The 11,759-nt window shown below is 30.6% G+C and carries 11 protein-coding genes, 1 tRNA gene and 1 pseudogene; 7 read left to right on the top strand and 6 right to left on the bottom strand.

Going from position 1 to position 11,759, the window contains the following annotated elements:
• The first annotated feature begins 2 nt into the window (after window positions 1–2).
• From K354_RS0100825 to K354_RS14520, 4 genes are read left to right on the top strand one after another with little or no spacing between them, the layout of a single operon-like run.
• A complete protein-coding gene (locus K354_RS0100825; RefSeq protein WP_024953617.1) occupies window positions 3–464 on the top strand; it encodes an STAS domain-containing protein in 462 nt (153 codons plus the stop codon).
• Entirely contained in the window at window positions 464–805 is a 342-nt protein-coding gene (locus K354_RS0100820; RefSeq protein WP_024953616.1) for a hypothetical protein, read from the top strand. Before K354_RS0100825 ends, K354_RS0100820 begins: the two co-directional genes overlap by 1 nt.
• Entirely contained in the window at window positions 786–1,160 is a 375-nt protein-coding gene (locus K354_RS0100815; RefSeq protein ID WP_024953615.1) for an ATP-binding protein, read from the top strand. Before K354_RS0100820 ends, K354_RS0100815 begins: the two co-directional genes overlap by 20 nt.
• Window positions 1,161–3,074 (top strand): sensor histidine kinase, encoded by a 1,914-nt coding sequence (locus K354_RS14520; RefSeq protein ID WP_024953614.1) that lies wholly within the window; start codon window positions 1,161–1,163, stop codon window positions 3,072–3,074.
• 75 nt (window positions 3,075–3,149) lie between these two features.
• Here the strand turns inward: K354_RS14520 and groL are convergent, their stop codons facing one another.
• Together groL and groES are read right to left on the bottom strand one after the other, a co-directional pair.
• Window positions 3,150–4,790: a chaperonin GroEL gene (groL, locus tag K354_RS0100805; RefSeq protein ID WP_024953613.1), complete on the bottom strand. Its 1,641-nt coding sequence runs from the start codon at window positions 4,788–4,790 to the stop codon at window positions 3,150–3,152.
• Between the two features lie 104 nt (window positions 4,791–4,894).
• Window positions 4,895–5,164, bottom strand: a complete 270-nt coding sequence (gene groES, locus K354_RS0100800) for a co-chaperone GroES (protein WP_024953612.1) — start codon at window positions 5,162–5,164, stop codon at window positions 4,895–4,897.
• Window positions 5,165–5,301: 137 nt separating this feature from the next.
• Here groES and K354_RS0100795 point away from each other — a divergent pair, with 137 nt between their 5' ends.
• Together K354_RS0100795 and K354_RS0100790 are read left to right on the top strand one after the other, a co-directional pair.
• Window positions 5,302–7,299 carry a hypothetical protein gene (locus K354_RS0100795; protein WP_024953611.1) on the top strand — a complete coding sequence of 666 codons (1,998 nt, stop codon included), beginning with the start codon at window positions 5,302–5,304 and terminating at the stop codon, window positions 7,297–7,299.
• Between the two features lie 46 nt (window positions 7,300–7,345).
• Window positions 7,346–7,422 (top strand) — tRNA-Met (locus tag K354_RS0100790).
• Between the two features lie 244 nt (window positions 7,423–7,666).
• On the opposite strand, the gene K354_RS0100785 is transcribed toward K354_RS0100790, so the two are convergent.
• The 3 genes and pseudogenes from K354_RS0100785 to K354_RS15385 form a co-directional block, all read right to left on the bottom strand.
• Window positions 7,667–8,269: a mobile mystery protein B gene (locus tag K354_RS0100785; protein WP_024953610.1), complete on the bottom strand. Its 603-nt coding sequence runs from the start codon at window positions 8,267–8,269 to the stop codon at window positions 7,667–7,669.
• Window positions 8,269–8,649 carry a helix-turn-helix domain-containing protein gene (locus K354_RS0100780; RefSeq protein WP_024953609.1) on the bottom strand — a complete coding sequence of 127 codons (381 nt, stop codon included), beginning with the start codon at window positions 8,647–8,649 and terminating at the stop codon, window positions 8,269–8,271. Before K354_RS0100780 ends, K354_RS0100785 begins: the two co-directional genes overlap by 1 nt.
• Window positions 8,650–9,102: 453 nt before the next feature.
• Window positions 9,103–9,171, bottom strand: a pseudogene (locus tag K354_RS15385) (4Fe-4S binding protein); the annotation flags it as partial.
• Window positions 9,172–9,275: 104 nt separating this feature from the next.
• On the opposite strand from K354_RS15385, the gene amt reads away from it, so the two are divergent.
• Entirely contained in the window at window positions 9,276–11,096 is a 1,821-nt protein-coding gene (amt, locus tag K354_RS0100775; RefSeq protein ID WP_024953608.1) for an ammonium transporter, read from the top strand.
• 36 nt (window positions 11,097–11,132) lie between these two features.
• Here the strand turns inward: amt and K354_RS0100770 are convergent, their stop codons facing one another.
• Window positions 11,133–11,753, bottom strand: a complete 621-nt coding sequence (locus K354_RS0100770) for a 4Fe-4S binding protein (protein ID WP_024953607.1) — start codon at window positions 11,751–11,753, stop codon at window positions 11,133–11,135.
• Between the last annotated feature and the right edge of the window lie 6 nt (window positions 11,754–11,759).

The following is an 11,759-nucleotide window of genomic DNA, read 5'->3' as shown; positions in this document are numbered from 1 at the left end:
AAATGAGTTTAACAACAGACGAACAAAAAATTACATCACAGGAAAATAGAATTACTGATTTAGAGAATGAGCTCGAGGGTTCAAGGTTTGAGATTCCACTTTTAAAAATTGCAGAGGGTGTTTTAATGGTACCTTTAATGGGTACAATGGATTCTGTAAAATCCCAAAAGGTGATGGAGGATATCTTAATTAATATTAAACTTAATGAAACAAAAGTTGTGGTTATAGATATCGCCGGCATTACTGTAATTGACAGTTCTGTTGCTGCTCATTTAATTAAAATTGCAAAGGCTACAAACCTTATGGGATGTAAGTCTATAGTTTCTGGTATATCCCCTATTATTGCAACTAATATAGTTAATTTAGGGGTAGATGTTTCAGATATAGAAACAACAAATACCTTAAAAGACTCTATGGTAAAAGCATATAATTATATTGGGTATGAGCTTGTAAAGAAGAACTGATGCTACAAAGTAATGTATCTACAATAGATGGTTGTATTATTGTAGATGTAAAGCATATAGACCTTGAAAAAGAGAACTATCTCTCTTTATTTATAGAAGATATTATTAAGTTAAACAAAAGCAAAATTATTTTTAATTTAGAAGATCTAGAGATAGTAACCAGTGATGATATTCAAAGAATTGAAAAGATCACTAAAGGATTACATTTAAGTGGAATCTCTTCTATAGTTTGTGGGTTTAGCCCTTATTGCGCAGCAATGATATTTTCTTTTATAGATAATGTTAGTTTTGAAACATCCTTAAATATAAAAGGTGCTATAGATGCGTTTTCAACTAAATAAACAAAGTGATATTCAATCAAAAATCTCACAGGTTGAAAAGTTTGTTTCAAAACATACTAGAAATAAAAACATTCTTGCACAAGTTGTTACTTTAGCTTCGGAGATAATTTATAATATAATCAAATTCTCTTCATCTGGTGAGTTTAGAATTAGCATTGAACACTCTAGATTTGTATTACAAGGTAAGGATGACGGAAAAGGTTTTGCATCTAATGTAGAAAATAGTTTTACAGAAGGGTACAGTAGTGTTGGAAGCTTAGGACTTGGTCTGCCATCTATAGTAAGGATGTGTGATGACTTTGAGCTTTCCACATCTCCTAGTGGTACAGATCTCCTTTGTATAAAGGAGTTTTAGATGATAAAATTTTCAAAAGCAATAAGCCCTTTTATCTCTTTAGATAATTGTGGGGATTTTGCAAACTATTTTGAATGTAGTGATTCATACTTAATTTGTGTCGGGGATATAGGGGGACACGGTAATATAAAAATTGGAAATCTTCATTTAGAAATTGAAAAAATTATAGAAAAGAACAAAGACAATAGTGTTTTAGAGATTTTTAATCTTGTAAAAAAATTGGAAAAAGTGAAACAGTATGGGCTAACTTTTTTTATAGGTCGCGTAAATAAAGCACTTCCTCTATTACAATATATCTGTATCGGAAATTTAAAACTAGAGCTAATCAAAAATGGAAAAATAAAGCCTCTTAAACATCAAAATGGTGTAATTGGTTTGGAGCTTCCTATTAATATTGAACAAAATGTTTTAAAGCTACATGATAATGATATCTTGATTTGCTCTACTGATGGAGTAAATAGTTATGAAAATACTCTATTTAGCAATATAGAAAATACTGAAAACATTGAACTTCTAAGCCAAAGTATTATTGACAGGTATGCTTTAAAAAATGATGATGCTTTATGTTGTATTGTTCAGTATACTGGTGAGGGGAGTGAAAGCTATCATTTTACTAAAAACTTGCAAAAATCACATCTTGAACAAACAAAACCAGTAAAGCAAGAGTTAAATAAAAAAACATATATTAAAAGAGCAGAAAAAAAAGATATTCAATCAACTCAACAGATTGTATACAAGATAGAAAACCTATTTGATCTTCAAAGTTATATTGAACCTTTAGAGAAAAAGTTTTTATTTGTTTCATTTGATAGTATGACACAAACAAGAAATCTATTATCTCAAATTTTAAGATTTTTAAAGTTTGATATCAAACAATCTGTAAAAATTCAAACTATAGTTATGGAATTCTTAAAAAACAAGAGTTTAAATATAGATTTTTATTTGTCTGAAACATCTCTCCAAATTCATCTTGTAATAACAAAAAGCTTAGCACAAAAAGTGATCCCTTTATTCCATGAGGTAGAGTTTTCTTATGATGATACAAATGGAATATTACTACTACAATACCCTCTCTCTTCTCATATTGATATTCAAAGTGAAAAGCTGAAGGATTTTAAAGAGATGGTTTTTTATGGTATGAGTCAAGAGAATCATAAAACTTATAAAAAAGAACAAGAGTATACTACTATGGTTCATCAGGCAAAAATAGCTCAAATGTCTGAAATTATCAGTATGATCGCCCATCAGTGGAGGCAACCTTTAGGTTCTATTGCAAGTGCAATTGTAAATATACAAAATAAGCTAGCTTTAGATAAGTATGATTTCTCAAAAGAGGAAGATAAAACTAAATTTTTTAAATTTCTAAATACGAAACTTGTAAATATTGCTGGTTATACAGACTTTTTATCAAAAACAATAGATGACTTTAGAAATTTTTATAAAGAGGGATTTAATAAAGATAACTTTAGTTTAAATGAACCTATTCAAAGTGCAATATCTATTATAGATGCATCACTTAAGAATAATAATATTGCTTTAGAACTTAATCTTAATGACTCTATAGAAATATCTGGATTAAAAAATGAACTTATGCAGGTAATATTAAATATATTAAAAAATGCAAAAGATAATTTTGAAGATCAATCAATAGATAATCAAAAGATACAGATAAAAACTTATGAGGATAACAATAGTGTATTCCTCTCAATTAAAGATAATGGAGGGGGTATTCCAAAGGATACTATAGATAAAATTTTTGAGCCTTATTTTTCAACTAAAGATAAAAAGAACGGAACAGGACTGGGGCTCTATATGTCAAAAATGATAGTAGAGGAACATCATAAAGGAAAAATACGAGTAATAAATCAAGAAAACAGTGCTGAATTCCTAATATCTATACCTAAAGAGCTTTAAATTTATAAAACTAATTTAATATTGTAGTGGGTAGAAACCCCATAGTTAAGGGGTTTCTGAAGATGTGGTTGGTAGTTACATCATTCCAGGCATTCCGCCCATTCCTCCGCCCATGCCACCCATGTCTGGCATAGCTGGTTTGTCTTCTTTGATATCATTTATAGTTGCTTCAGTAGTTAAAAGTAAACTAGCTACAGAAACAGCATTTTGAAGTGCAATACGAGAAACTTTAACTGGGTCAATAATTCCTTCTTTAAACATATCTACATATTCACCATTTGAAGCATTGAAGCCATAGTTGTCATTGTTTTCTTGCATAACGTTGTTTACAACAACACCTGCATCAAATCCCGCATTTTCTGCAATTTGTTTCATTGGAGCTTTGAGTGCACGGCTAACAATTTCAGCACCAATTGCTTCATCGCCACATAATTGTAAATCAATTTTAGAGTTAGCTAAAAGTAGTGCAGCACCACCACCAATAACAATACCTTCTTCAACAGCAGCCTTTGTTGCACTCAAGGCATCATCAACTCTATCTTTTTTCTCTTTCATTTCAGTTTCAGTAGCAGCACCAACTTTGATAACCGCAACACCACCACTTAGTTTTGCAAGTCTTTCTTGTAGTTTTTCTTTATCATAATCACTACTAGTTTCAGCAATTTGTGCTTTGATTTGACCTACACGAGCATCGATTTTATCTTTACTTCCTGCACCATTTACTACCGTTGTGTTGTCTTTATCTATTAGGATTGAAGTTGCTTGTCCTAAGTCATCTAGAGTAGTACTTTCTAAAGTACGACCTAGTTCTTCGCTTATTACTTGACCACCACTTAAGATAGCGATATCTTCAAGCATTGCTTTTCTTCTATCACCAAAACCTGGAGCTTTAACAGCTGAGATATTTAAAACACCTCTTAGTTTGTTTACAACTAAAGTTGAAAGAGCTTCACCATCAATATCTTCAGCGATGATTAGAAGAGGGCGACTTGTTTTTTGAACTTGTTCAAGAACAGGAAGTAAGTCTTTTAAGTTTGAGATTTTTTTATCAAACAATAAAATATAAGGGTTTTCTAAAAGAGCTTCCATCTTTTCTGCATTTGTAACAAAGTAAGGAGATAAGTAACCACGGTCAAACTGCATACCTTCAACAACATCTAATTCGTCTTGGATACCTTTTGCTTCTTCAACAGTGATAACACCATCTTTCCCAACTTTTTCCATAGCTTCAGCGATAATCTCACCGATTTTTGCATCTGAGTTTGCAGAAATTGTTGCAACTTGTGCGATCTCTTTTTTGTCTTTTACTTCTTTAGCTATTTTTTTAAGCTCAGCAGTAATTGCTTCAGCAGCTTTGTCCATTCCTCTTTTTACTTCGATAGGATTTGCACCAGCTGTGATATTTCTAAGACCTTCTTTGAAGATTGAGTGAGCTAAAACAGTCGCAGTTGTCGTACCATCACCTGCTTCATCAGCAGTTTTTGAAGCAACTTCTTTTACAAGTTGAGCGCCCATGTTTTCTAGAGTATCAGTAAGTTCAATTTCTTTTGCTACTGAAACACCATCTTTTGTGATAGCTGGGGCACCAAAACTTTTTTGTATAAGAACATTACGTCCACGAGGTCCCATAGTAACTTTTACTGCATCACTTAATTTTCTAACGCCTTCATAAAGTGCATTTCTAGCACTGTCTGAAAATTGAATTTCTTTTGCCATGTTATTAATCCTTTTATTTTTACTTCTTTTTATCTTGATTAGTTCAAGATAAATATATCATTTGAAGCTAAGGCTTCGCCTAAAACATTTTTATTTTTTGAAGTTTATTTTAAAATACCAAGTATATCTTTATCTTCCATCACTAAATACTCTTTACCTTCTAGTGATAAATCAGTTCCTGCATATTTACCAAATACAACTTTATCACCTACTGTGATGAGTCCTGCATCTGCTATCTCTTTACTTATTGCTACAACTTTACCGTTTAAAGGTTTTTCTTTTGCATTGTCAGGTATAATAATGCCTGAAGCTGTTGTTGTAGATTCTTCTACACGTTCGATAAGAACTCTTTGTCCTAATGGTTGAAAAGCCATAATATTTCCTTGTAATAAAATTTTAGCACTCTGTATATTTGAGTGCTGATATTTTACAAGAAATGTGCATAAATGTCAATAAATTTAAAATACTTTAGTCAAGTACACTAAAGTATTATTAGTATTAGAGGTATATAATGAAGTATTTTTTAATTTTTGTGTCAGTATTGTTTTTGTTATTAGGTTGTGTTTTTTTAGCTCTTTTTACGCAATCTGGTAATAATCTACTTAAACCTTATTTAGAAAAATATATACAAAAAAGTTTTCAAAAAGATGTTCATATAGAAACGCTTACTTTAAGAACAAACTTTATAGATGCCGAAATAACAGTAGGAGAGAACTCAAAAGTCATTGTTAATGGTGATTTTAATATCTTAAGAGAAGACTTTGATGTGGAGTATATGGTAGATGCAAATAATATAAAAACTGCTTATGTCAATATAGCTGGGGATTTACATGTAAAGGGTAAACTCAAAGGCAATATAGATGAATTTCAAGCAAATGGAGCAGGAAGAGCTTTTCATTCGCCATTGAGTTTTTTAACAAATGTACAAAACAAAAAACTTAAAGATATAAAATTAAATGCTAAAAATATAAAGATTGAAGAGATATTGGCTTTTTTGAAAAAACCAATTTACTCAAAAGGTATGATAGATATAAATGCAGATATAAAATCTATAGGTGAAGAGAAGTATAAAGGAGATGGTAATATCATCATCCATTATGGAACGTTGTCAAATCAACTTTTAGAAAAAGATTTTGGTATAAAACTCAAAGATATAGTGACATATAGAGGGACGATTAAATCTAATATAGATGGTGATAAACTTTATGCTAAAAGTGATATTTTTTCAAACATAGCAAAAATAGAGACTAAAAAAACTCAGTATGATTTGAAAAAAGAGATTTTTTATAGTGATTATAGTGTAAAAATCGCAGATATGTCTGTTTTTCAAAAGACTATTAATACAGTATTACAAGGAAGTTTAATAGTAGATGGAAATATACAAAAAGATAAACAAGATTTTAGTTTCGACGTAAATACGAACTCTTTAGGAGGATCATTTAAAGCGATAGTTTTCAATGATACTATGAAAGTAAATGCAAAAAGCGTTAACCTTTCAAAAATAATGACAATGTTTAAACAACCAAGATATTCAGATGGGGATTTGAATCTTACTTTAGATATGGATGCATTATCTCAAAAAAAGGGAAAATTTACTTTACATGTAGACCATGCAAAACTTTATGGTGTAGAGTTAAAAAAACTTGTAGATATGGAGTTTCCTTCTATAATAGATTATGAGATAAAAGCTCAAGGTGACATAAAAAACAATTTAGTCTTTTTTAAGGCAAACATGCCGTCAGATATATCTAATCTAGATATAACACAAAGTCAGTTTGACATAGATACTAGTAAACTAAATGGAAAATATGCTTTACATGTAGAAGACTTAACGAAGCTTGCTTTTGCTACAAAAAGAGAGATGCAAGGTAAAGTAGATGTTGATGGTAAGTATGGCATAGAAAAAGGTGTAGTAACACTCGATGGAAAAAGTGACTTTTTGGATGCTAAAACAACCTTTAATCTTAAAGATAATCTTTTACATGTAAAGAGTGAAGACTTGTCTACACTAAAGCTTACAGATATGATGAGTTATCCTAAAGTTTTTGATTCGTTTGCTTCTCTTCAAGCTGATTATAATGTAATAAACAAACAAGGTATCTTTGAAGTAAATGCACTAAATGGAAAGATACTAAAAACAGAGCTTTCAGATATATTGTTAGCAGTGAGCGGTTTTGACTTGACCCAAGAAGTCTATAAAGATACTCTTTTAAGAGGTGTAATAGACAATAATCAAGTGGATTTTACACTCTTAATGAATGGTTTGGAAAGTTACTTTAAAGTACCAAGTGGAAGTATAGATTTAGAAGAGCATAATATAAAAAGTGATTTTGAAGTAAAGATACAACATAGAGATTTCCAAGGAAGCATAGAAGGAAAGCTTGATAAACCAAGTGTTGAGTTAAATGGCTCAGAGTATTTAAAACAAAAAATAGACAAGGCTATAGATAAAAATGTACCAGAAGAGTGGCAAGACACAGCTAAAGGACTTTTGAAATTATTTAATTAACAAAAGTCTAAGCTTAGAAGATGTATAATTTCGACCTCTTAAAAGTGTCAAGGTAGCTCAGCTGGTTAGAGCGCTGGTCTCATAAGCCGGAGGTCGAGGGTTCGAGTCCCTCTCTTGACACCATTTTTAAACCCCATTAATACGAACTTTAAATAACTTTTTAAAATTTCATAAATAAATTAAGAATCATAGTTCACATACTTTTTACCACACTTGATAGTTAATTAATGACATAATTATTAATAACATGAAGTACTGTTATAAAACTACATTATCTAGCAAAAAGCCACTTTCTATTTTAAAACATAAATAGCCATGCAAAGTGGAATGTCACCAATAAGTTAGACAGATTTTAATTCAGTAAAAATTAATACGTTATTTTATGCATTTGTATTAAGCTACTAAAATCACCACTATCAGCTTTTTTAAGAGCTTTTATATATTCATCTCTTTTAGGATTTTCTTTTGAAAGTAAATCTTCTTGCCACTTAACTGGCATAGAACCATTTTGTCTAAGGTAAATATTAGCCAGCATTCTTGACCATCTACCATTTCCATTTGTAAATGGATGAATTTGAACTGCACGATGGTGGATACGAGTAGCTATTTCATAGATATCAAATGTTTTGTTTTGATTCCAAAACTCTATATCATCTGCTAATTCTTTTAGTGCTGTTGGTACTTGATAAGCTTTTATACCAATAGAAAGCTCAATCGTTCTAAATTTTCCAGCCCAATCCCAAATATCCCCAAACATTTCGTTATGAAGTATTGATAGCCACTCATAAGAAAAAGGTGCTATTTTTTTAGATGGTGGAGCAGAGAGGTACTTTAGTGTTGAATTAGCTATATTATGTGCTTCTGCTATATAGATTTCTTTTAGCGAATAAACTTTACCCTTTGGTAACTTTAATCCTGAAATATCATCAACTGGTGTTGCATCATCTATTGGTTTAGTTGAATCTATCATTATGCTACCCACAAAGTATCTTTATAATCACCATTTAAAAACTCTTTTTCATAAGTATCAATAATAGCATTTAAGCTCTCTTCTTCTAAACCTTGCATTTCTAATGCAGAAGTACTTTGCACCAAAGAAGCCATAAAGATAGCTTTTTCTCTAGCTCTTTGTTTTTCTAACTTTTTTAAAGGTATAGTCTCATTACCTGCAAAGTCTAATCCTAAAAAGTTTGTTACATGCTCTATCGTACTTAACTTAACATCTTCATTTTTTAAAAGCCTATTAATAGTTCTAATACCAACTCCACTTAATTTAGCAAGATTCTCAACAGTAATGCCGAGTTGTTCTTTTCTAGCGATGATTTGGTTGATAAGTTCAATACGTTTCATTATAATTCCTTTTTTTAATTATGCCATAAGTGGCATTTAAAAACAATATATTATGTTGTTATGGTATAACTATTTATATATAAAAGAGTCTGTTTTTTTTAAGAAACGCTTATTTTAAATCATGGTATAGCGAATATATTTATTTTTTAGCTCATGCATACTTGTAAAGACTTACCTTTAAAAGTCATTATAGTAGTATTTTATAGATTTTTTATAAAATTTCAACTATAAGTTCATTATAGTAGGATTATATTGAAATACATGTAATATCATTATAATAAATTAAAGGGGATAGGAATAGAAAATTTTGACAGAAACATGCCAATAAACACATTTATACATAATGAAATTTTCACGTTAATAGCGTAATTACCGTAGATTAGTGATTTTCCTAACTCAATTTATCGCTGCACCTTTAAATTTTTTACAAAATATCCTTACATGTAAAGATATTTATACTAGTTTTACAATTGTCTCATTTGGACAGATTTCATAACAGTTTCCACAGTGAAGGCATTGGTTTTGTTAAGAGGTCAAAATATTCACCTTGACCTTTATTTTGTTTAATGATGAAAATATATACAACTTTATTATTATTTATTGCTTAAATATTGATACACTTCTATATGAATGAATTAAATAATATAGATTTCCTTTGGATTATAATCAGTGCTTTTCTAGTATTTATGATGCAGTTTGGTTTTGCACTTATTGAGACTGGTATGGTGAGAGTCAAAAATACAATTAATGTTGCTATGAAAAACTTAATTGACACAATTTTTGGACTTATTTTCTTTTGGCTTATTGGTTATGGCTTGATGTTTGGAAATGACTTCCATAATCTCATAGGTATTGATAGTTTTGCGATAGACGGCAAAAATTTAACTCAAAATGGACTGTTTTTTTTCCAAGCTATGTTTGCTGCAACAGCAGCTACAATAATTTCAGGAGCAGTAGCTGAAAGAATAAAATTTAATGCCTACATAATCGTTACCATTGTTGTAACTGCTATTATATACCCTATTTTTGGGCATTGGGCCTGGGCTGAGAATGGATGGTTACATCAACTAGGCTTTATGGATTTTGCAGGTTCTACAGTTGTTCATTCTATGGGTGGTTGGATAGGTTTAGCGGGTGCTATTGTTTTAGGTCCACGTCTTGGTAAGTTTCGTAAATATAGCATTAATTATTTTGCACCTAGTAACCATAATTTTATAGTTTTTGGTGTTTTTGTTCTGTTTTTTGCATGGTTTGGATTTAATGCGGGAAGCCTTTTAAAATTTGATCCTTTTGTAACATCTATACTTTTAAATACAACTATTTCTGGAGCTTTTGGTGGATTTTGTGGATGGCTTTTAAGTCTTATCAATAAAGAAAAAGTGAGCGTTGAAGTATTTGCTTTTGGTGTAATTGCTGGACTAGTAGGAATAACAGCTGGATGTAATCAGTTTGATGCTCATACATCTGCATTTGTAGGATTTGTTTCTACTTTAGTGATGTACTATTTTGATTATATTCTCTTACATAAGTTTAAAATTGATGATCCTGTAAGTGTTGTTGGAGTACATGGATTTGCTGGTGCATGGGGAACTTTAGCTGTTGGTTTTTTTGCAGAGCTTCCTCAAGGCATAAGTAGACTTGAACTTATATATATTCAGGGCACAGGTGTTATAGTAGCGTTTATTTTTGCTTTTTCACTTGGACTTATTCTGTTTTTGACTTTACATAAATTTAATTTGCTTAGAGTAAGAAAAAAACATGAAGTATTAGGACTTAATGTAAGTGAGCATAATGCAAAGTTGCCATGGGTAGATACTATTGAAAGTATTATTAAGATTATGAAATCAGGTGATTTAAAAGACAAGATACATGAAGAAAGAGGTACAGAAATAGGGCTTGTTGCAAAGTTTTTTAACTATCTTTTAGATGTACTTAAACAAAAGCAAGTAGACCTTCAAAATTCAAATAAAACACTCCGTTCAAAAGCCAATATAGATCCTCTCACACAGATACTCAATAGGCGAGGACTTATGGAGAAGTTAAAGGGAAAAAATATTTATAATTACTCTATAGTTATCATAGACATTGATCATTTTAAAAAGGTTAATGACACCTATGGACATAGTACAGGAGATAGTGTTTTAAAAGAGTTATCTTTGATAGCCAAAAGATTAGTAAGAGAAAACGATATGTTTGCACGCTGGGGTGGTGAAGAGTTTATACTTCTTATTAATGCAAATGATCTGTCACATGTAGAAAAAATTGCAGAAAAAATACGTCTTGAAATAGCATCGAATACTTTTTCAGTAGTTGGTAGCATAACAGCATCTTTTGGTATTAGTAGTCCAAGATCTAAAAATCAGACATTTAATGAAGTATTTGAAAATGCAGATAAAGCGCTTTATCAAGCTAAAGAGTTGGGAAGAAATAGAGTCTTTAGCTGGTAGTGTACATAATGAATTCTATATCCTGTCTTTGGGATTTTATATTAGTTTGACAATTGCCTCATTTGGGCAGATTTCGTAACAATTTCCACAGTGTAGGCATTGCTCTTGATTTATCTTATATATTTTTCCTATCTCAATACAGCTTTGAGGGCATTTTTCTTTACATTTTCCACAAGCTTTACAGTTTTCAGTTATGAAATATCCAGACTTTTTAAGTTCTTCTCCTCCAAAGACAAAGTTTGTTCTTGTGATTGGTTTTGTTGAGAGGTCAAAATATTCACCTTGACCTTTATAAAGATGAAAAACATTTAAGGCCATACGGCTCTCTTTACTTGGATAAATATCTGCCATATAAGGATTTTTTTTAAATATCTCTTCTAGTTTCTGTGAACCAATATCTTTAGTATATCCAGAGATAGTAATAGACTTTCTTTGCATAGAATCACTTCCACTTGTAAGACCACTTAGCGAGATATAGGGATTAGTTTTTAAGTGTTCGTAAAAAGCTTTTCCTTTAGCCGTAAGAAAATAAATACCATTTTTATCATAAAGCATAATATCTATTACTCTTGTAGTAGGCAAGCCTTTATTAAGAGTAGCTACAACTACGGAATGAATCTCATTAGCTAAAATCTTAAAGTATATTTCTACACTCATTTTTTT

The sequence above is a fragment of the Sulfurospirillum arcachonense DSM 9755 genome (genome assembly GCF_000597725.1).
Lineage (GTDB): Bacteria > Campylobacterota > Campylobacteria > Campylobacterales > Sulfurospirillaceae > Sulfurospirillum_A > Sulfurospirillum_A arcachonense.
The sequence above is the reverse complement of the archived record's forward strand: the minus strand, read 5'-3'. Positions and strand labels throughout refer to the sequence as shown.